Here is a 22,134-nt window from a genome sequence, read left to right on the forward strand (position 1 = left end):
AATAAACATTTAAAAAGAGCACGTTCTGTTCTTACCTTGCTCTTTTGCTTTATAAAGTAGTTCATCAGCATGCTTAATATCTAGGTCAATTGAGCGCTCAGCGTTTGCAGCTGTGATGCCAATACTTAGCGTTATATTTACACTATCTGAAAATAAGCTTACAGCTGAAGCTTTAAGGGCATTATGGATTTTTTTTGCAACGAGCTCGCCCTCATCAACGGTTACATTTGGAATCACAATTAAAAACTCCTCACCGCCCCAACGTGAAGCAATCGCATTTTGCGGAATATTATTTTCAAATGTTTTGGCTAAATGGATAAGAGCTTCATCGCCAAAATCATGGCCGAATTGATCATTAATTTTTTTAAAATTATCTACATCAGCTAATAATATTACAAACGGGATATTATTGTTTTTAAGCTCATTTTTAAAAGCTATAAGCTTATTCATAGTGAAACGACGGTTTGGCAGATTAGTGAGTGGATCTATAGTTGCTAAAAATTCATTTTTTTGGCTTAAAGCAATTAATTTACTGCTGTATTTTTCTCTTGAAAATTCGTAATAACCACTCAGCGATGCAACAATTATAAAAGCGAGTATGATTCTGACTGGAAACTGCTCTGGATTGTAGTCATATATATTAAATGTATCAGCGCAATAGAAACCGAGAACAATCGCCGATAAAAATAAAACAATATCAAACGTCCCTCGTTTAAGCCCTCGAATTGAATAAGTAACAGGAGACACTATAAATATCCATATAGGCCCTGTACCTTGTGCTCCTCCTGTAAGTACAAGATAAAACATCAGTGCATACAGGTTATATAAAATTACAGTTGCAGACTTCTCTACACCTCTGCCTATATTAAACGCAGATAAGTAAACAAACGAAGAAACAACCAAAGTAAATGCTAATAAATAGCTGCTGTTAATAAATGCTAAGCTAGCCATCGAAAACGTTGCTATAAAGCCTATTGAGGAAAAGAACCGAACAATGAGCTTCCTTTCTAAATTGTTTGAATATTCGTACATAATTTCTATTTATTTATTAATGTATAAAAGCAAACTTATAGATATAAAGTAAGCAAACCGTAAACAGCGTGCAATAATGAACCTACTTTATATTTAAATCAACTATTAAGGTTAGTAATTAGCACTGACAATTGTGCACTTATTTTTAGCCTCTTGCATTTATCTCAGGTAAGTACATTTTTACGATATTAAATTGCTTGGCACTAATACCATTTGCTAAATTATATAAGTACGCCCTTTCATTCCTGCAATAATCGAACTGACTGGTAGTCAAAAAATAATATAAACCTGCACAGTTAAAAATGGTAATAACTATTCTATGAATTGTGCCTGGATCGAGTAAACAACACATTAATCAATAAAAGTGCCGTTACAAAAAAATACACGCATTATACCAATCCGCGATAATACTCAATCAATTTCAAGGATTGAACTTGGCGCTAACTGCATTAAAACTTTCGAGATACGACTGCATGAATACAAAGCAATGTAGAGGTAATTACCGAGAACACCTAAGTAGCGAAACTTTAGCCTCATTATCGACATAATTTTGTTATCTCAAAATAGATCACTTAATTAAGCGAATTGGTATTAGAGTATATAAACGACATAGAAGAAAGAAGTGTCGATAACGTTTATATATATGAAACGAGCCCTGAAAGCCGCTTAGTAGATACCCAAAGAAATCGCATTTGGCTTATAAAGAACAACCCATAATAACAAAGCAGTTTCTCTGAAAGTTACTATATAAGGTTTCTACATGAAGTTACTAACAAAAGGTGTTGTTCAAGAAAGCCATACAAAAGGTGGTATAAATATAGCCCCATTTGTCACTAATTATGTTGACATTACATTTGGATAAAACAAATAAAAAAGCAAGCCACTTGGCTTGCTTTAAATATCGTTATTTTAACACGAAAAATTAAACTTTTAAGTAATCCATAATACCTTCTGCAGCGTTACGTCCTTCAAAAATAGCAGTTACCACTAAATCTGAACCACGTACAATGTCGCCACCAGCAAATATTTTAGGGTTAGTAGTTTGATGTGTAAACTCACCTTGCTCTGGTGCGTTAATACCGCCCCAGTTGTTTATTTCTACATCGTATTTTTCTAACCAATCCATTTTGTGAGGTTGGAAACCAAACGCCATAATAACTTGATCTGCTTCAATAACATGCTCTGAACCAGGTACTTCTTCAGCACGGCTTCTGCCTTTTGCGTCAGGTTCACCTAATTTAGTTTTAACCATTTTAACGCCGGTCACTTTACCTTTATCGTTCAATACAATGCCTTTAGGCTGAACGTTATACGTAAATATAACGCCTTCTTCTTTCGCATTTTTAACTTCACGTTTAGAGCCTGGCATATTTTCTTTATCACGACGATAAGCACACGTTACTTTTGCAGCATTTTGTCGAATAGACGTACGCACACAATCCATCGCTGTATCACCACCGCCAAGTACAACTACTTTTTGATTAGCCATATCAATACACGGTTGTTTTGTCTCGTCGTAGCCCATTACACGGTTCGTGTTACCAATCAAAAACGGCAATGCATCGTGAACACCCGCTGCATCTTCATTTTCAAGACCTGCACGCATACTCTGATACGTACCAACCCCTAAAAACACAGCGTCGTAATCAGCTAAAATTTGATCAAGTGTAATATCAACACCTACTTCAACATTTAACTTAAATTCTACGCCCATTTCAGTGAAAATTTCACGGCGCTTTTGCATTACTGATTTTTCAAGTTTAAAAGAAGGAATACCAAATGTGAGTAGTCCACCTATTTCTGGGTGACGATCAAACACTACTGGTTTAACGCCATTTCGCACTAAAATATCAGCACACCCTAAACCTGCAGGGCCCGCACCAATAATGGCTACTTTTTTGTCAGTCCATGTTACATAAGACATATCAGGCTTCCAGCCCATTTTAAATGCCTCATCAGTAATGTATTTTTCAATATTGCCAATTGTAACCGCACCAAACTCTTCATCGAGCGTACACGAGCCTTCACACAAGCGGTCTTGTGGGCAAACACGCCCACAAACCTCTGGTAAGCTATTTGTACGATGAGAAAGCTCAGCCGCCTCTATAATACGGCCCGTGCGTATTAACTTTAACCATTGTGGAATGTAGTTATGTACTGGACATTTCCACTCACAGTATGGGTTACCACAATCTAAACAACGGTCAGCTTGTGAGTTAACCTGATTCTCTGAAAAGGGTTCGTAAATTTCTACGAAAGATTTTTTACGTGACGAGATTGGTTTTTTGCGTGGGTCTACACGCTGCACGTCTATAAATTGATATACATTTTCGCTCATACTGCCCCCTTATTGCGCCTGAACACGTAGTTCGGCACTACTGCGAGCGCGATGCCCGAGTAAACTTTTTACGTCACTTGATATTGGTTTTACTAATTTGAACATCGGTAAGTACAATTCAAAGTTAGCCAAAATACTTTCTGCTCTGCACGAACCCGTAAGCTCTAAATGCTCAGCAATTAAGCCGCGTAAATGTTCTTGATGCGACGTTAATTCGTCTAGTGTTACTATTTCGACAAGCTCTGGATTAATGCGTTTTTCAAAATCATTTCGCTCATCTAAAATATAAGCAAAACCACCTGTCATACCCGCGCCAAAGTTAACGCCTACATTGCCCAGTACACATACAACGCCGCCCGTCATGTATTCACAACAGTTGTCACCTACACCTTCAACAACCGCTTGCACACCCGAGTTACGAACTGCAAAGCGCTCGCCTGCACAACCTGCAGCAAACAGTTTGCCGCCTGTTGCACCGTATAAACATGTGTTGCCTGCAATTGTGGCTTTGTGACTTTCGAACGACGAGCCAAGTGGTGGACGAATAACTAACTTGCCACCCGCCATGCCTTTACCTACGTAATCGTTTGCATCGCCAACCAGTGTCATTTCAAGGCCACCGGCATTCCAAACACCAAATGATTGACCCGCAGTACCATGTAGCTCAATTGCTACAGGATCTGCCGCCATACCTTGGTTGCCATATTTATCAGCAATATAGCCAGAAAGCATTGCACCTACCGATCTGTCCGTATTACAAATACGACTTACTAGTGAAATACCGCTTGAAGCATCAATTGCTTCTTGCGCCTTAGCAAGTAGGCTCTCATTAAGTTTTCCTAAATAATGTGAGCTATTAGGCGCACTGCAATAAAGTGTTTCACCTGTTGGGTTATTAGGCTGAGCAATTACGGAAGATAAATCAATTTTCTTCTGTTTTGCTGTTTTGCCTTCAATTGCTTCAAGTAAATCTAAACGACCGATTAAATCAGTTAAATTTACAACACCCAAGCTTGCCATGATTTCACGTGCTTCTTGCGCTATAAACTTAAAGTAGTTCATCGCCATTTCTGGTAAGCCGTGGTAATGCTTTTGACGAAGTGTTTCGTCTTGTGTTGCAACACCGGTCGCACAGTTATTTAAATGGCAAATTCGTAAGTATTTACAACCAAGCGCAACCATTGGGCCGGTACCAAAGCCAAAGCTTTCTGCACCTAAAATTGCCGCTTTAATTATATCTAAACCCGTTTTTAAGCCACCATCTGTTTGCAAGCGAATACGATGACGTAGTCCATTTTCAACAAGGGCTTGCTGCGTTTCTGCAAGTCCTAGTTCCCATGGGCTACCTGCATATTTAACTGAAGTAAGTGGGCTTGCGCCTGTACCGCCGTCGTAGCCAGAAATAGTAATTAAATCGGCATACGCTTTAGCAACACCCGTTGCAATGGTTCCTACGCCTGGTTCTGAAACCAGTTTTACAGAAATTAGCGCTTTAGGGTTTACTTGTTTCAAATCGAAAATTAGCTGCGCTAAATCTTCAATTGAGTAAATATCGTGATGTGGTGGTGGCGAAATTAACGTAACACCGGGAACCGAATAACGAAGCTTAGCAATATATGGGGTTACTTTTTCACCCGGTAATTGACCGCCTTCGCCTGGTTTTGCACCTTGCGCTACTTTAATTTGAATAACGTCAGCACTGCGTAAGTAATGCGGCGTTACGCCAAATCGACCTGAAGCGACTTGCTTAATACGCGAGTTTTTCTCGGTACCATAACGCAGCTTATCTTCACCGCCTTCACCAGAGTTTGAACAACCACCTAAGCGGTTCATTGCAATTGCTAGAGCCTCATGCGCTTCTGGCGATAATGCACCAATACTCATTGCTGCTGAATCGAAACGCTTGTATAGGTTTTCTGCAGGCTCTACATCATCGATGCTAATGCCTTGCTCTGGAATTTTAAGCGCAAGCATGTCACGTAAAGTGGCAATAGGACGCGTATTAACAAGTTTTGCATATTCACTGTAATCACTATATTCACCAGAACGAACTGCTTTTTGCAGGGTTTGGATTACATCAGGATTATAAGCATGATACTCGCCGCCATGTACGTACTTAAACAAGCCGCCGTGGCTTAATAATTTACGCTTACTTAGAGCGAGTTTGTGTAAGCTTTGCTGATCGTCATCAAAGTCGGTAAAGCATGCGCCCTGTATGCGACTTGCCACACCTTTAAAGCACATTTGTACAATAGCGTCAGATAAACCAACCGCTTCAAACAACATTGAGCAGCGATATGACGCAACCGTACTTATGCCCATTTTAGACATGATTTTGTATAAGCCCTTGTTAATGGCTTTACGGTAAGCAAGAGTTACTTCGCAATACGACTTATTAATAATTTTGCTGTCGCTCATCGCAACTAACGATTCATACGCAAGGTATGGATAAATTGCCGTAGCACCAAAGCCTAATAACACAGCAAACTGATGCGCATCACGCACGCTACCGGTTTCAATGATAATGTTTGATTCACAGCGAAGATTGTTATCAACTAATCGTTTTTGTACCGCACCTACAGCCATAGCCGCTGGAATCGGCAAATTTGCTTCATCAAAGTTACGGTCAGTTAAAATAAGCATGATACAACCAGCGGCTGCTTTTTCTTGTGCTTGGTCACAAATACGCGTTACCGCATTTTCTAAACCTTCTTCAACTGTGTAGGTAATATCAATTTTACAGTAGCTGTAATGCGCTTCATCAGCATTTAATAGCTGCTGCATGTCTGCGTACATTAAAATTGGCGTATCAAACTGTAGGCGCTTAGCATGGCCTGTTGTTTCGTTAAATACGTTTTGCTCACTACCAATACATGTCGCAAGCGACATTACATGATTTTCACGCAGTGGATCGATAGGTGGGTTTGTTACTTGCGCAAATTTTTGGCGGAAGTAATCATACAGCGAACGATGCCCTTCACTAAGCACTGCAAATGGCGTGTCATCACCCATTGAGCCGGTTGCTTCTTGGCCGTTTTCACCCATTACACGAATAACGCTATCAAGCTCTTCGTTGGTATAACCAAACATTTTTTGATATTTAGCTAGCGTTTCGTCATCAAATGAGCGATTACCGGCGTCTTGTTCAGTAAGCTCTTCAAATGGAACTAAACGCTTAACGTTCTCCTCAAGCCATGACTTGTAAGGATGGCGAGACTTTAAATCTTGATCGATTTCATCTGAGTGCCAAATTTTGCCAAGCTTAGTATCAATAACTAATAATTCACCTGGACCAACACGGCCTTTTTCAACTACTTCATCGGCAGTGTAATCCCAAATACCCACTTCTGATGCAAGCGTAATAAAGCCATCTTGTGTAATTACATAACGCGCTGGGCGAAGTCCATTACGGTCAAGGTTACAAGCCGCAAAACGACCATCCGACATAACAATACCTGCCGGGCCATCCCATGGTTCCATATGCATAGAGTTAAAGTCGTAAAATGCACGTAAATCGTCGTCCATTGCACGGTTTTTCTGCCATGCAGGTGGTACGAGCATACGCATAGCGCGGAATAAATCCATGCCACCAGCTAAAAATAGCTCAAGCATATTATCTAGGCTTGATGAATCAGAGCCGGTTTCGTTTACAAACGGTGCTGCGCTTTGTAAATCAGGAATAAGCGGTGACGCAAACTTATATGAGCGTGCGCGTGCCCACTGGCGGTTACCTTCAATAGTATTAATTTCACCATTGTGTGCTAAATAGCGGAAAGGTTGAGCTAAAGGCCAACGCGGCTGAGTATTAGTAGAAAAGCGCTGATGGAAAACACAAATCGCACTCGTCATACGAATATCAGCTAAATCTAGGTAAAAATTTGGTAAATCTGCAGGCATCATTAAGCCTTTATAGATAGTTACCAAACCAGATAGACTTGCGATATAGAAAGCTTCGTCATCAACAATGCGTTTTTCAGCGCGGCGGCGTGCTACATATAAGCGACGCTCTAAGTCTTTAGAACGCCAACCTTCTGGCGCGCTAACAAAAATTTGTTCAAAACCTGGTAATTGCTGTACAGCAATAGGACCCAGCATAGATGGGTCAGTTGGCACAACGCGCCAACCTAAAATATTTAACGTTTCTTTTTCTAATTCTTCGCTAAGTATTTGTTTTGCAGCTTGCGCTAAAACAGGGTCTGAATTTAAAAATATCATACCCACTGCGTAGTTTTTGCCTAAGTGCCAGTTATGTTCACTAGCAATAGCACGGAAAAAGCTATCTGGTTTTTGTAATAATAAACCACAGCCATCACCTGTTTTACCATCGGCAGATATACCACCACGGTGCTGCATGCGATCAAGCCCCGTAATAGCAGTACGAATAAGCCTATGACTAGCTTGACCATTAACTTGGGCTATTAAGCCAAAGCCACAATTTTCTTTTTCTAACTTTGAGTCGTATAACATAGACCCCTCCCCTTGCTGCACTGTTAGCGTGGATGAACTGCTCGACGATTTGCTAACAGACGGACAAAACTAGCCTCTATCTTAAATAGAGTCAATAGCACTTTGAATACATATTCACATTCTTGAATATTTCTCACTTCATAGCAAGATTTCTTTTTATCATTATTTTTAACATTTAGCGTTATTTTAACCACTATTTTTTCATGACACTGGTGTCAAGTTTAACATATTGTAAAAAACACGAGTCTCCAGCGTGCCAGCTTACGTAAACGTAAAGGCAACCGAAAGTGAATAAGTATTCAGCGCTAGAGAGGCTATTCAGTTAACATTTAGATAGTTTTATGCCATTTCATTACTTTAATGGCTTAACATCCCCGATTATTGCTGCTCATTAGTATAGTTATGAAAGTTCATGTCATTTTTTGTACGTTAATAGTGAATTTTTATTTAAAACTATGTCCGATGCGGACACATAAACTGTCCGCGGACATAAATTTCAATAACAAAAAAATAAAATCACTTAAATATCAAGGCCATAATAGTTGGCATATTAATCGTATAGCTATATATATAATCGCTAATTGGAATTACTATGTTTACTCTAAGCTTATTTTTACTCTCTCCTATTGCCGCTATTTGCACAGCAGCTTTATTACTGCTGTGCGAAAAATACATAAAAGCAATTTAGGGGAAATTAAATGATTAAAGATACCAGCGCACAAGACGTACAGGTAAAGGCACCTATAAGCTATAAAAAATACGCGATGATCACTGCGATTGTTTTCATTGTAGTCTCTGCAATTGCTTATATTTTTTTAACTAACCATAGCGCTAAAAGCTCTATTAGCCGCTCAAAAGTACAGATTGCAAAAGTACATGTTAAAGCGCTCATTCGAGACATTGCCGCCAGTGGTAAAATTGTTGCTGCTAATGCCCCTAAAATCTACAGTCCAGAACGGGGATTTATAGATTTAAAAGTAAAGGCCGGCGATACAGTAAAGCAAGGCAACACACTTGCCCTGCTGCAAAGCCCTGAGTTAACTAATGAATTAAAGCAACAGGAGTCTGTACTTAAAAGACTTGAAGGCGAACAGCAAAGGCAGCATTTGCAAGCAAGACGCCAAACACTCACCTTAAATAAAACACTCGATATGGCACAAGTCGAGCTTAACGCCGCTGAGCGCGAAAATCGTCGCGCACAGTTATCAATACAAAAGCACTTAATTAGCCAAATTGATCTAGAAAAAGCAGTTGATGATTTATCCCGAGCTAAGCTCTCCTATAAGCATGCGCAGCAAGAGGTATTGCTTGCCAAAGACACGCTCACTTTTGAACTACAAGCTGCTAAAAGTGATGTGACCCGCCAACAACTTATTGTTGATGACTTAATCCGAAAAGTAAGCAACCTATCTATTAAGGCTACCGTTACAGGGATCGTGGGTAACCTATTAGTGCAACAAAAAGCCGCAGTGACGCAAAGCCAACCTCTTATGACTCTCGTCGACTTAAGTAATTTTGAAGCCGAACTCCAAGTTCCTGAAAGTTACGCAAACGAATTAGGGCTCGGTATGGAAGTAGAGCTTAAGTTAGGCAATGAAACAGTGATGGGGAATTTATCCGCCATATCACCAGAAGTTAATAATCGTGAAGTAATAGCACGCGTCCGGTTTAAAGGTGTTACTAACAACATTCGTCAGAACCAACGCTTAACTGCACGTATTTTACTCGACAACCGAGAAGGTGTAATGCAAGTAAAGCGTGGTGCATTTATGCAGCAAGGCGGAATTATAGCTTATAAAGTCGATGGCAATATCGCAAAGCGTATACCTATTACAATAGGCGCCACCAGCATTAATGCGGTTGAGCTTTTAAGCGGTGTTAAAGAAAACGATGAAATTATTATTTCAAGCTACAGCGACTTTAAGCAAGCCGATACGATTTTATTAAATTAAACAGACGTTCTCAACCAACGCTAAAAATAATTAGGAACAACCATGTTACAAATGAACAATGTAAGTAAGGTATACCAAACAGAAATGGTACAGACCCATGCGCTTCGAGACTTTAACCTGCAAGTAAACGAAGGCGAATTTATTGCTGTTACCGGTCCTAGCGGCTCAGGAAAAACAACCTTTTTAAATATTGCAGGTATGCTCGAGCCTTTTAACGAAGGTGAGTACCTGTTAGATGGCGTTAATGTTGGCAGCCTAAACGATAACCAACGTGCTGATTTACGTAATCAAAAAATTGGCTTTATATTCCAAGGCTTTAATTTGATCCCCGATTTAAATTTATATGAAAACATAGAAGTTCCTCTTCGCTACAGAGGGATTAAAGCAAATGAGCGAAAACGTCGAATTGAACAATGCCTTGAACAAGTTGGTTTAGCATCTCGCGCTAAACACTTACCTCAACAACTCTCTGGTGGCCAGCAACAACGTGTGGCAATAGCCCGTGCGCTTGCCGGTGAACCTCGTTTTTTACTTGCCGATGAGCCAACAGGTAACCTTGACAGCTTAATGGCTCGCCAAGTTATGGAGTTACTTGAGCAAATAAATCGCGACGGTGCCACTATTGTAATGGTAACGCATGATAGCGAATTAGCCCGCCGTGCTCCGCGTAATATTCAAGTAGTTGATGGACAACTTGCCGACTTTACGCTTTATCAGGGCGCGCAAACTATAAAAACAGCATCGGGAGTTTAACTAATGTTTATTCATTATTTAGATTTAAGTTGGCGCAGCTTCAAGCGCACCCCACTGGTTAGCTTTTTAATGGTACTTGCCATTGCGATAGGTATAGGCATAACAATGACCAGCCTAAGTGTTTACCACATGATGTCGGCCGATCCTATCCCAGAAAAAAGCAGCCAACTTTACAGTGTGCAACTACAAACAATGGACGACGGTAGTACGTGGCGGACAGAAGATAACGTGCCACTACAACTTACCTATCAAGATGCAGAGAACTTATTAAAGGCACCCTCTTTAGATAGGAAAGTGGCCATGATGCGTACCGGCTTTTCGGTTTATCTGGACTCCGACAAAATAAAACCTTTTATTGGCAGTGCCCGCATGACAACGCCAGACTTTTTTAGCATGTTTAATTTGTCATTTTTATATGGCGGAACGTGGAGCACAGAGCAAGAAAATTCAGCCGCACCCGTTGTAGTTATTACACAAGAGCTAAACGACAAGCTATTTGCAGGAAAAAACTCCGTTGGAGAGCTAATTTACTTAGATGATGGCAGCTATCAAGTAGTTGGCGTTGTTAAGCACTGGCCTCTGAATATTAAATATTATGATTTAAATAACGGCGCATTTAATCAAGCCGAAGATTTATTTATGCCTTTTAGTTTAATTAAAGCAAAAGAGCTCGTTAGTTGGGGTAATAGCAATGGTTGGAAGCACGAAAACACGCCAACCTTTGCCGATAAACTGCAATCGGAGCAAGTATGGATCCAGTTTTGGGCAGAGCTAAATACGCTAGAGCAAAAACAAGCCTATCAAAATTACTTATTAGCCTACATGCAAGAGCAGCAAAAGCGTGGTCGATTTAATCGTAAACAACTGGAGTATAAACTTCGCGATGTAAACCAATGGATGCAGTACAACAACGTCGTCACCGAAGACAATAAAATTTTAGTGGGCTTGAGCTTTATGTTTTTAGGTGTCTGCTTAGCCAATATTTTAGGTTTACTTTTAGCTAAATTTTTACGCCGAGCACCAGAGGTCGGTGTAAGGCGCGCATTAGGTGCAAGTAAAAGACAAATATTTTTACAGCACTTAGTTGAGGTCGCCATGCTTGGCTTTATAGGTGGCCTACTTGGAATTGTAATAGCACAACTTGGCTTAATGGGCGTAGGGCAAAGCTACGACTACTATGAAAACTTAGCGACTATGGATTTAACCATGCTATTGAGCGCCCCATTAATTGCAATTACAACCTGTATTTTTGCTGGTTTGTACCCTGCTTGGTTAGTGTGCAAAACCAATCCTGCTATTTATCTTAAGAGCCAGTAAGGGAATACCACAATGTTAGAAATAAAACCTATATTTAATGCCTTATGTCGCTCAAAGGTAGGCGCTGTTTTACTGCTAATTCAAATTGCAATCACCACGGCAATTGTCAGTAATGCTGCATTTATTATTCAAGATAGAATTAGCTATTTAAACCAAGAAACAGGCTACCCTGAGCAAGATATATTTAAGTTTAATGTAATGACTTTTGGAAAGGATATTAACTTAAGTCAACAATTTGAGCTTGATGAAACCATGATCAGAGAAATGCCAGGCGTAGTCGATGCAGCGCTAAGCAGTAGCATCCCGCTATCCGGCGGTGGTAGTGCCTCTAGTTTTAATTTAAAACCAGCTCCTCAAGAAGGCCTAAGTGTCAGGACCGCTTATTTTTTTATAGATGACCACGCAATTAATACCTACGGCGTTAACTTAATTGCTGGGCGAAATTTTACCGAAGATGAAGTGCTTGTAACAAATGAAATTACGCAAGAGCGCACCAATGTCACTATAGTCACTAAAGCCCTACTTGATGAGCTATATCCTGAGGGAAATGGTTTAGGGGAAATAGTTTATTTTGGCGACATACCACTTAAAATTATTGGCGTGATTGAAAAGATGAAAGGCCCGTGGCTTAAAGACAGTAAACCCGATAATCTTGCGTTTATTCCTTATATTAAAGCAGCAAGCTATGCACAAGTAGCCGTTCGTACTAAGCCTGGTCAGCGAGCAGCTGTAATGAAAGAAATAGAAAATGCTATGCTCGAAAATTACAGCAAACGCGTTATTAACAACATTAAAGGGCTTGATGAATTAAAAAATGAGTATACCGCTCAAGATCGCCTTATGATGCGCATGCTCATAGTATTAATCACTATTTTAGTGCTTATAACCGCTCTCGGTATTTTTGGCTTAACCTTATTTAATATTAGCAAACGTACTAAGCAAATTGGTACACGCAGAGCACTTGGCGCAAGAAAGTTAGCTATTGTTAGCTACTTTTTAGTAGAAAATGCATTAATTTGTAGCCTAGGTTTAGCCTTAGGTGTAGTAACAGCAATACTACTTGGGAAAATGTTAATGCAGTATTTTTCTGTAGCCGCACTACCGCCAAGTTATATAGCCGTTACCGCCATTGCCGTATTTTTAATGAGTTTACTTGCAGTATTAGCGCCGGCTAAACGCGCTGCAAATATTTCGCCCAGTATCGCAACTCGCACTATTTAATAATATGTAAATCACTATGCTACACTGCTTAGTAAGGCAGTGTAGCCATTAAAAAATTATAAAAATAACCTATGACTCATAAAATACTCATTGTTGATGATAACCAAGCAGTACTCGACGCACTTTCATTGTTGCTCGAGATCCACGATTTTTCGGTTGTTACTGCAACAAATCCATTTGATGCTTTGCAAATAGTTCGCTATCAACGAATTGAGCTTGTAATTCAAGACATGAACTTTACCAGTGACACCACCTCTGGCGAAGAAGGTAAAGCGTTGTTTTATGAACTACGAGAAATAAACCCACACCTACCTATTATACTTATTACAGCCTGGACCGAACTTGCCACCGCCATTGAGCTTGTAAAAGCAGGTGCTGCTGATTACTTACCAAAACCCTGGGATGATGCAAAACTACTAGTTTGTATCGGTAACTTAATAGAGCTAGGCAGTGCTAAAAAAATAGTGGCGACACATAATCGCCATCAACAAGAACGTGAAGGTACATTTAAAAGCGCAGACCTTGCTGGGCTAATATTTAAAAGTACTGCGATGGAACGACTGGTTACTATGGCGCTTCAAGTGGCTAAATCTGATATATCTGCATTAATTACAGGCCCTAATGGGAGTGGTAAAGAGTGTATTGCGCATATTATTCAAAAAAACTCCCCGCTTGTATCGCAGCCTTTTATTAAGGTAAACGCAGGTGCACTACCGCAAGAACTTATAGAGGCCGAACTTTTTGGCGCTGAAGCCGGAGCATATACGGGGATAACCAAACAACGTATTGGTCGATTTGAAGCAGCTGATGGCGGTACGTTATTTTTAGATGAAATTGGTAATTTACCACTTTCAGGACAAATAAAATTACTACGCGTACTACAAACCGGCGAGTTTGAACGTTTAGGCTCAACACAAACACGAAAGGTAAATGTGCGGGTTATATCGGCCACTAACGAAAACTTACTACAAGCAATTCAACAAGGTCGATTTAGGGAAGACTTATATTATCGCCTTAATGTAATTGAGCTCAATGTGCCTGCCCTAAGTGAAAGACAAGATGATGTTTTAGCACTTATTAGCCATTTTTTACCTCACCGAGAGCTGACTATAAACACAGAGCAAGCACTTCAACATTACAAATGGCCGGGTAACGTTCGAGAGCTAGAAAACGCTTGTAAACGCGTAGCGGTACTAAAACCTACAGGTGCGCTTACAGTCGATGACTTTGTACTTTCGTCACAGGTCTCTTCCCAACAAAAAGCAGAGCCGACCAAACAGGAAATAGAACATGCAATGCGCGCTCATCAAGGTGTTATAGCCAAAGTGGCCCGTGAATTTGGTTTAAGCCGACAAGCACTTTATCGTCGATTACAAAAAATGGGTATTGATTATTAATGCCAAACATTATTAGCCACTTTACCCTAAGCCAAAAGGTTGTGTTAATTTGCGCACTTTGTAGCGCGCTGCCTGTTTTTATTATTGCCGCACTTAGTGGTTTTGATATGTACTACACTCTGTTTTTAATATTACTAACGCTTGCATTTAGCACCTTGCTTTCAAGAGCTCTCACCAAACCAATAAAGCTTGGCATGCAATCGCTCGAAACCGGGTTGCTTAATTTTAAAGATGGTGAGCTCTCCAGCTTACTAGCGTATAAAAGTAATGATGAACTTGGAAAACTATGCCGACTTTATAATCAAACCGCTAAACAGCTTCGCCAAGAAAAACAATGGATTTACCAGCGCGAGTTAATGCTTGATAAAGTATTGCAAAGCTCGCCGCAAGCGTTATTACTGGTCAATGATAATAATACGGTGGTATTTAGTAATTTAATTAGCCGTAGTTTATTTAATAGCGCAACCCGCCTTGAAGGTATGCAGCTAAGTAAATTACTCGAAAATTCCCCTCTGCAATTAATAGCAGCTATTGAGCATGGTGTTGATGGCCTCTTTAATATAGAAATAGAGAATCAAGACTCGCAAACTTGGCATTTAGCTACCGGGGAGTTTTTACTCAATAACCAAAAGCATCATTTATATATATTTAAACAATTAACCCGTGAGCTTAGTCGCCAAGAAGTTGCCGTGTGGAAAAAGGTAATACGCATTATCAGCCACGAATTGAATAATTCACTCGGCCCTATGTCGTCCATGTTACACAGCGCACAATTGCTCGCAAATAAAGTCGATGAGCCCCGCCTTGCCCGTGTATTTGCAACTATTGATGAGCGAATTAGTCATTTAACTGAATTTGTACAAGGCTATGGCAAGTTTGCTAAATTACCTCAGCCACAAAAAACACGGATTAACTGGCAAAACACACTCAATAATTTAAAAAATCACTGGCAATTTAGCTACGAAATAAAAAATTCACACAATGAATTACAAGCTGATCAAGCCCAACTCGAGCAGCTGCTCATAAACTTATTAAAAAATTCACACGAGTCAGGCTCCAACGCCAATGAAATACATATTCAGGTCGAATTTGTGCCCCAAGCTTGTGTTATAAATGTGAGTGACTGCGGCAAAGGAATGAGCGAGCAAGTAATGGCAAATGCTTTAGTGCCCTTTTATTCAACAAAAAGTACGGGAAGTGGTTTAGGGCTAGCCTTATGCAGAGAAATAGCAGAAGCGCACCAGGGGCATATAAGTTTACACAACAAAATAGAGGGCGGCTTAAACGTACAAGTGAGCCTTCCTTATTCGTAAATTCACAAAAATTAAAAACAACAAAGCCACTTAAAAAGTGGCTTTGTGTTTAAAGAGCTTAATAACCTGATAGCAGGTTGAGTAATAAATTACTCTGCGTCAGCTTCTTTATATTTAGCAGCAGTTTCTGTAATTAACGGCTGTAATTCACCGCGTTGAAACATTTCGATAATAATGTCACAACCACCAACTAATTCGCCATCTACCCATAATTGCGGGAATGTTGGCCAATTTGCGTATGCTGGAAGCTCAGCACGAATGTCTGGATTAAGTAAAATATCAACGTATGCAAATGGTTCACCACATGACATTAACGCTTGCGATGCTTGTGAAGAAAAACCACAATTTGGTAATTTTGGTGACCCTTTCATGAAAAGGATTATTGGGTTTTCTGAAATTTGCTGTTTAATTTTATCAATGGTTTCCATCTACAACCTCAAAGTAACGATAGCTAAATATATTTAGGTCTTGAAAATAACTCATCGTGACCACAAATATATAACTTAAAATGGGCAAATAAAGCCGCAATTGAAATAGTCTTTCGCAATAGCATTGCTGTTTGCTTAAACTTGAGTAAAATACTCAACAATTATAGTAACACTATATTACCGCTTGGTATAGGTAACTGGTCTGTTTCAACAGGCATTACGTATTACCAAATGGACTATCAACCAAAGAAGATGGAGATAAAAAAATGGCATTTGAACTACCGTCACTACCATATGCAATCGACGCACTTGAGCCACATATTTCAAAAGAAACACTAGAGTTTCACCATGGCAAACACCACAACACTTACGTGGTTAAGCTTAATGGTTTAATCCCTGGTACTGAGTTTGAAAACAAATCTCTAGAAGAGATCGTATGTTCATCAGAAGGCGGCGTATTTAACAACGCAGCACAAATCTGGAACCATACTTTTTACTGGAACAGCTTATCTCCAAACGGCGGCGGCGAGCCTACTGGCGCAGTTGCTGATGCAATCAACGCTAAATGGGGTTCTTTTGATGCGTTTAAAGATGCATTAAATGACAAAGCAGTAAATAACTTTGGTTCAAGCTGGACGTGGTTAGTTAAGCTTGCTGATGGTTCACTAGACATCGTTAATACATCTAACGCTGCTACACCATTAACTGATGATGGCGTTACTCCAATCCTTACAGTGGATTTATGGGAACACGCTTACTACATTGATTACCGTAACGTTCGTCCAGATTACCTTAAAGGTTTTTGGTCGCTTGTTAACTGGGAATTCGCGAACGCTAACTTCGCTTAATTAGCCTTTAAACGCTAATGTAAAAAAGACGCTTAGGCGTCTTTTTTTGTTTGTTGTTTATCACACCTAAGCGCCTCATCATTTAATAAAACGCTTTTAGTAACATGATCTTTTTTCACTTAAATTTTTAATTTTATTGCACAAAAATACACATTCGTGACTAGACTTTAAAAGGTAAGCACCTTTTTACAGCGGGTTTCGGAGGTTATTATGACGATTTTTGAGCATTACCAAGCACGATACGAAGCGGCACAGGAAGAAGAATACAGTATCGCTGAATTTCTTGAGATTTGTAAAACCGATAAGTCTGCCTACGCCAGCGCACCAGAACGCCTACTCATGGCAATTGGCGAACCAAACATGGTAGATACCGCAACGGATGCACGACTAAGCCGGTTATTTTCTAATAGAGTAGTTGCACGCTACCCTGCCTTTGCTGATTTTTATGGTATGGAAGACGCCATTGAGCAAATAGTCTCTTATTTAAAACACGCCGCCCAAGGGCTTGAAGAATGCAAACAAGTACTTTATTTACTTGGACCTGTTGGTGGGGGTAAATCATCCATTGCTGAAAAACTAAAATATTTAATGCAACAAGTGCCTATTTATTCAATTAAAGGCTCTCCGGTAAACGACCATCCTCTTGCATTATTTGACCCAATAGAGGACGCCGAGGTACTTAAGCAAGAATACGGTATTAAACCGCGCTACTTAAAAACCATTATGTCCCCTTGGGCTGGCAAACGCTTAAAAGAATTCAATGGTGATATTAGCCAGTTTAGAGTGGTTAAGCGCTACCCCTCAATTTTAAACCAAATAGGCATTGCCAAAACCGAACCTGGAGATGAAAACAACCAAGATATTTCGGCGCTAGTGGGCAAGGTCGATATTCGCCAGCTTGAGCACTTTGCTCAAAACGATCCTGATGCATACGCCTACTCTGGCTCTTTATGTTTAGCTAACCAAGGGCTGATGGAATTTGTAGAAATGTTTAAAGCGCCTATTAAAGTGCTGCATCCTTTACTTACCGCCACCCAAGAAGGTAACTACAACGGAACAGAAGGCATTAGTGCTCTGCCCTTTAATGGCATGATCCTCGCTCACTCTAATGAGTCTGAGTGGCAAACCTTTAAAAACAATAAAAACAACGAAGCATTTTTAGACCGTGTTTATATTGTAAAAGTACCTTACTGCTTACGTGTAACTGAAGAAATTAAAATTTACGACAAATTACTTGAGCACAGCGAGCTATACAACGCGCCATGCGCACCAGGTACACTTAAAACATTGGCGCAATTTACGACGCTATCACGTTTAAAAGATCCAGAAAATTCAAGTATTTATTCTAAAATGCGGGTATACGATGGCGAAACTCTAAAAGACACCGACCCTAAAGCAAAATCGTATCAAGAGTATCGTGATTACGCAGGTGTTGATGAAGGTATGACGGGGCTCTCTACTCGCTTTGCGTTTAAAATTTTATCCCGCGTGTTTAACTTTGATACCACAGAGGTTGCCGCAAACCCAGTGCATTTGTTCTATGTGCTTGAGCAACAAATAGAGCGCGAACAATTTTCAAGCGAAATAGAAGAGCGTTATTTAAGCTTTCTAAAAGGCTATTTAATTCCGCAATATGTAGAATTTATAGGTAAAGAACTGCAAACCGCTTATTTAGAATCGTATTCAGAGTACGGGCAAAACATTTTTGACCGTTATGTTATTTATGCTGACTTTTGGATACAAGACCAAGAATATCGCGACCCTGATACGGGACAACTATTTGACCGCGAGGCACTTAATGCCGAACTTGAAAAAATAGAAAAGCCAGCAGGTATTTCTAACCCTAAAGATTTTCGTAATGAAATAGTGAACTTTGTATTGCGTGCCCGTGCGCATAACAACGGTAAAAACCCACTATGGACAAGCTACGAAAAACTACGCACGGTGATTGAGAAAAAAATGTTCTCTAATACCGAAGATTTACTCCCTGTTATTTCGTTTAATACTAAAACGTCTGCAGAGGATCAGCAAAAGCACGAAGACTTTGTGAACCGTATGGTCGAAAAAGGCTATACACAAAAACAAGTTCGCTTGCTTTCTGAGTGGTATTTACGGGTTAGAAAATCGCAATAACCTTCATAGTCGTAGTATATAGGAGGTCAATATGGCGCATTTTATAGATAGGCGTTTAAACGGTAAAAACAAAAGTACGCTTAATCGCCAGCGCTTTATTAGGCGCTATAAAAAGCAAATTAAAGAAGCAGTTTCAGATGCGATTAACAAACGCAGCGTTACAGATTCAAGCTCTGGTGAGAGTATTTCTATTCCACAGCGCGATATCAGCGAACCTACGTTTCATCAAGGGCAAGGCGGGAATAGAGAACAAATTCACCCTGGTAACGATCAGTTTTCTACAGGTGATAAAATTGAGCGCCCTAAAGGCGGACAAGGCGGCGGTGCCGGTGAAGGTGACGCCAGCGATTCGGGCGAAGGACAAGATGAGTTTGTATTTTCAATATCAAAAGATGAATACCTTGATTTACTGTTTGAAGATTTAGAACTTCCTAACTTACAAGAGAACCAGCTTGATAAGTTAGTGCAAATGAAAACCCATCGCGCAGGGTTTTGTAGTGATGGTATACCTAGCAATATTGATATTGTCCGCTCATTACAAGGCTCGCTTGCACGGCGTGTTGCCATGAGTGCAGGTAAAAAACGCCGTTTAAAAGAGCTCGAAGAACAACTTGCTCTGCTGCTTGCTGGTCCACATAACGATAAAGCAGCAATTGCTTTATTACAAAAAGAAATTGCAGCATTAAAAGTGGAAATTAAGTCGGTTCCGTTTATTGATAACTACGATTTACGTTTTCGTAATTACGAAAAGCGCCCTCACCCCACCAGCAAAGCGGTGATGTTTTGTATTATGGATGTGTCAGGCTCAATGGATCAGCCAACAAAAGACATGGCAAAGCGTTTTTATATTTTGCTCTATCAATTTTTAACACGCAGCTATAAAGACATAGAAGTTGTTTATATTCGCCACCACACACAAGCAAAAGAAGTAGACGAGCAAGAGTTTTTTTATTCTCAAGAAACTGGCGGCACTATTGTTTCAAGCGCTCTTAAATTAATGAACGAAATAATAAAAGAGCGTTATCACGCAAACGAGTGGAATGTATACGCCGCACAAGCCTCTGATGGCGATAACTGGGCGGACGACACCCCGCAGTGTGGTGAAATTTTGCGTAATAAGCTCTTAAGCGCAGTACGCTATTTTGCTTATATTGAAATAACCACTCGTGCCCATCAAAGCCTATGGCGCGAATATGAATCTATAACACACAGCCATAATAATTTCGCCATACAGCATATTCAAAGCGTTGAAGATATTTACCCAATTTTTAGGGAGCTATTTAAAAAAGGTCGTCAACAGCAAAACTCTGCATAGCCTAAAGCGAGGTAGCATTATGAAAGACAAACGAATGAGTGATGGCCCAGATTGGACCTTTGATTTATTAGATGAGTACCAAGGTGAAATTGCCCGTGTTGCAGCTCATTACAGGTTAAACACATACCCTAATCAAATTGAAGTGATAACCGCAGAGCAGATGATGGATGCTTATTCAAGCGTTGGTATGCCTATTGGCTATAGTCATTGGTCTTACGGTAAAAAGTTCATTCAAACAGAGCAAAATTATAAGCGCGGACAAATGGGTCTCGCTTACGAAATAGTGATAAATTCAGACCCTTGTATTGCGTACTTAATGGAAGAAAATACCTTACCTATGCAAGCGCTTGTAATGGCGCACGCATGTTACGGACATAACTCATTTTTTAAAGGTAATTACTTATTTAAAACCTGGACCGATGCTGGCTCAATTATTGATTACTTGGTATTTGCTAAAAACTACATAAGTCGCTGTGAAGAAAAGCACGGCATTACACAAGTAGAAGCTCTACTCGACTCATGTCATGCGTTAATGAATTACGGAGTGGATCGCTACAAACGTCCACAACAAATATCGTTATTTGAAGAACAAAAACGCCAACAAGAGCGTGAAGACTACCTTCAATCGCAAGTAAACGAATTATGGCGGACTATTCCTGAGCAACAGCAAGAAACCAAAAAGAAAGTACGCCATTTTCCTTCTGAACCCCAAGAAAATATTTTGTATTTTATTGAAAAAAATGCCCCATTACTCGACTCTTGGCAACGTGAAGTGATACGTATTGTTCGTAAAATTTCGCAATACTTTTACCCACAAAAACAAACTCAAGTAATGAATGAAGGTTGGGCAACTTTTTGGCATTACACCATCCTTAATCACTTATATGATGAGGGAAAACTCACCGACTCGTTTATGTTAGAATTTTTACAAAGCCACACCAACGTAGTTTATCAGCCACCTTATAACAGTAAGTATTATTCAGGCATTAACCCATATGCTTTAGGCTTTAATATGATGGTTGATATTCGCAGAATATGTGAGCACCCAACTGAAGAAGATAAACGCTGGTTTCCTGAATATGCAGGCAGTAATTGGCTAGATACACTGCATTTTGCAATGGAAAACTTTAAAGATGAGAGTTTTATTAGCCAGTTTTTATCGCCAAAGTTAATTCGTGATTTTAAATTATTTACTATTATTGACCATACTAATAATCCCCATTTAGAAATTGGCGCAATACATAACGACAACGGCTATAAAGCAGTAAGAGAAGCGCTCTCAGCACAGTACAACTTGAGTAATCATGAGCCTAACATTCAAGTATATGACGTTGATATTAGAGGTGACCGTTCACTAACCCTACGCTACGTACCTCATAACAACATTCCTTTAGCAAACTCGCACGAGGAAGTGCTTAAGCATCTTTACAGATTATGGGGCTTTAAAGTAAAACTAGAGCAAGAGTCAAATTCTGGTGAGGTTTCAATGATTGGTCAATGCCCAATAGATGACTCTCGACACACAACACAATAATGAAGAGCAATAAAATTTTCATACTGATTGGGTTTGCTCAGCAGGTTATAAAAACACGGTATTATTTAACCCTAAATTCTGGATAT

General features: G+C 39.8%; 14 protein-coding genes. 10 read left to right on the forward strand and 4 right to left on the reverse strand.

The window, feature by feature from the left end:
• Positions 1–9: 9 nt before the first annotated feature.
• The 3 genes from P20429_RS06995 to gltB all read right to left on the reverse strand — a co-directional run bounded on the left by P20429_RS06995 (position 10) and on the right by gltB (position 7,837).
• Positions 10–1,032, reverse strand: a complete 1,023-nt coding sequence (locus P20429_RS06995) for a GGDEF domain-containing protein (protein WP_370494019.1) — start codon at positions 1,030–1,032, stop codon at positions 10–12.
• Between the two features lie 922 nt (positions 1,033–1,954).
• Positions 1,955–3,370 carry an FAD-dependent oxidoreductase gene (locus P20429_RS06990; RefSeq protein WP_007584567.1) on the reverse strand — a complete coding sequence of 472 codons (1,416 nt, stop codon included), beginning with the start codon at positions 3,368–3,370 and terminating at the stop codon, positions 1,955–1,957.
• Positions 3,371–3,379: 9 nt separating this feature from the next.
• Positions 3,380–7,837, reverse strand: coding sequence for a glutamate synthase large subunit (gene gltB / locus P20429_RS06985; protein ID WP_007584569.1), 4,458 nt, complete (start codon positions 7,835–7,837; stop codon positions 3,380–3,382).
• Between the two features lie 698 nt (positions 7,838–8,535).
• On the opposite strand from gltB, the gene P20429_RS06980 reads away from it, so the two are divergent.
• From P20429_RS06980 to P20429_RS06955, 6 genes are all read left to right on the forward strand, one after another.
• Complete coding sequence (locus P20429_RS06980) at positions 8,536–9,789, forward strand: efflux RND transporter periplasmic adaptor subunit (protein ID WP_007584578.1); 1,254 nt, start codon at positions 8,536–8,538, stop codon at positions 9,787–9,789.
• 42 nt (positions 9,790–9,831) lie between these two features.
• A complete protein-coding gene (locus P20429_RS06975) occupies positions 9,832–10,542 on the forward strand; it encodes an ABC transporter ATP-binding protein (RefSeq protein WP_004335374.1) in 711 nt (236 codons plus the stop codon).
• Positions 10,543–10,545: 3 nt separating this feature from the next.
• Positions 10,546–11,859 (forward strand): ABC transporter permease, encoded by a 1,314-nt coding sequence (locus tag P20429_RS06970; protein ID WP_007584580.1) that lies wholly within the window; start codon positions 10,546–10,548, stop codon positions 11,857–11,859.
• A 12-nt stretch (positions 11,860–11,871) separates the two neighbouring features.
• The gene (locus P20429_RS06965; protein WP_007584581.1) at positions 11,872–13,080 is read left to right on the forward strand and encodes an ABC transporter permease; all 1,209 of its coding nucleotides are present in this window, start codon (positions 11,872–11,874) and stop codon (positions 13,078–13,080) included.
• A 71-nt stretch (positions 13,081–13,151) separates the two neighbouring features.
• A complete protein-coding gene (locus P20429_RS06960) occupies positions 13,152–14,477 on the forward strand; it encodes a sigma-54 dependent transcriptional regulator (protein WP_007584582.1) in 1,326 nt (441 codons plus the stop codon).
• The gene (locus P20429_RS06955) at positions 14,477–15,790 is read left to right on the forward strand and encodes a PAS domain-containing sensor histidine kinase (RefSeq protein ID WP_007584583.1); all 1,314 of its coding nucleotides are present in this window, start codon (positions 14,477–14,479) and stop codon (positions 15,788–15,790) included. Before P20429_RS06960 ends, P20429_RS06955 begins: the two co-directional genes overlap by 1 nt.
• Before the next feature lie 89 nt (positions 15,791–15,879).
• Here the strand turns inward: P20429_RS06955 and P20429_RS06950 are convergent, their stop codons facing one another.
• Positions 15,880–16,218 (reverse strand): Grx4 family monothiol glutaredoxin, encoded by a 339-nt coding sequence (locus P20429_RS06950; RefSeq protein ID WP_004335359.1) that lies wholly within the window; start codon positions 16,216–16,218, stop codon positions 15,880–15,882.
• Positions 16,219–16,484: 266 nt separating this feature from the next.
• On the opposite strand from P20429_RS06950, the gene P20429_RS06945 reads away from it, so the two are divergent.
• From P20429_RS06945 to P20429_RS06930, 4 genes are all read left to right on the forward strand, one after another.
• The gene (locus tag P20429_RS06945) at positions 16,485–17,066 is read left to right on the forward strand and encodes a superoxide dismutase (protein ID WP_002960323.1); all 582 of its coding nucleotides are present in this window, start codon (positions 16,485–16,487) and stop codon (positions 17,064–17,066) included.
• Between the two features lie 210 nt (positions 17,067–17,276).
• Positions 17,277–19,199 carry a PrkA family serine protein kinase gene (locus tag P20429_RS06940; protein WP_007584584.1) on the forward strand — a complete coding sequence of 641 codons (1,923 nt, stop codon included), beginning with the start codon at positions 17,277–17,279 and terminating at the stop codon, positions 19,197–19,199.
• Positions 19,200–19,230: 31 nt separating this feature from the next.
• A complete protein-coding gene (locus P20429_RS06935; protein WP_007584585.1) occupies positions 19,231–20,514 on the forward strand; it encodes a YeaH/YhbH family protein in 1,284 nt (427 codons plus the stop codon).
• Between the two features lie 19 nt (positions 20,515–20,533).
• Positions 20,534–22,048 carry a SpoVR family protein gene (locus P20429_RS06930; protein ID WP_007584588.1) on the forward strand — a complete coding sequence of 505 codons (1,515 nt, stop codon included), beginning with the start codon at positions 20,534–20,536 and terminating at the stop codon, positions 22,046–22,048.
• Positions 22,049–22,134: the final 86 nt, after the last annotated feature.

The organism is Pseudoalteromonas sp. BSi20429 (assembly GCF_000238895.1).
Taxonomy (GTDB): domain Bacteria; phylum Pseudomonadota; class Gammaproteobacteria; order Enterobacterales; family Alteromonadaceae; genus Pseudoalteromonas; species Pseudoalteromonas arctica.

What these genes read in the sequence shown, in the direction of transcription:
- P20429_RS06980 (WP_007584578.1), top strand. Translation starts at nt 8,536, where the DNA reads ATGATTAAAGATACCAGCGCACAAGACGTACAGGTAAAGGCACCTATA.
- P20429_RS06940 (WP_007584584.1), top strand. Translation starts at nt 17,277, where the DNA reads ATGACGATTTTTGAGCATTACCAAGCACGATACGAAGCGGCACAGGAA.
- P20429_RS06930 (WP_007584588.1), top strand. Translation starts at nt 20,534, where the DNA reads ATGAAAGACAAACGAATGAGTGATGGCCCAGATTGGACCTTTGATTTA.
- P20429_RS06975 (WP_004335374.1), top strand. Translation starts at nt 9,832, where the DNA reads ATGTTACAAATGAACAATGTAAGTAAGGTATACCAAACAGAAATGGTA.
- P20429_RS06995 (WP_370494019.1), bottom strand. Translation starts at nt 1,032, where the DNA reads ATGTACGAATATTCAAACAATTTAGAAAGGAAGCTCATTGTTCGGTTC.
- P20429_RS06990 (WP_007584567.1), bottom strand. Translation starts at nt 3,370, where the DNA reads ATGAGCGAAAATGTATATCAATTTATAGACGTGCAGCGTGTAGACCCA.
- P20429_RS06950 (WP_004335359.1), bottom strand. Translation starts at nt 16,218, where the DNA reads ATGGAAACCATTGATAAAATTAAACAGCAAATTTCAGAAAACCCAATA.
- P20429_RS06945 (WP_002960323.1), top strand. Translation starts at nt 16,485, where the DNA reads ATGGCATTTGAACTACCGTCACTACCATATGCAATCGACGCACTTGAG.
- P20429_RS06960 (WP_007584582.1), top strand. Translation starts at nt 13,152, where the DNA reads ATGACTCATAAAATACTCATTGTTGATGATAACCAAGCAGTACTCGAC.
- P20429_RS06955 (WP_007584583.1), top strand. Translation starts at nt 14,477, where the DNA reads ATGCCAAACATTATTAGCCACTTTACCCTAAGCCAAAAGGTTGTGTTA.
- P20429_RS06970 (WP_007584580.1), top strand. Translation starts at nt 10,546, where the DNA reads ATGTTTATTCATTATTTAGATTTAAGTTGGCGCAGCTTCAAGCGCACC.
- gltB (WP_007584569.1), bottom strand. Translation starts at nt 7,837, where the DNA reads ATGTTATACGACTCAAAGTTAGAAAAAGAAAATTGTGGCTTTGGCTTA.
- P20429_RS06935 (WP_007584585.1), top strand. Translation starts at nt 19,231, where the DNA reads ATGGCGCATTTTATAGATAGGCGTTTAAACGGTAAAAACAAAAGTACG.
- P20429_RS06965 (WP_007584581.1), top strand. Translation starts at nt 11,872, where the DNA reads ATGTTAGAAATAAAACCTATATTTAATGCCTTATGTCGCTCAAAGGTA.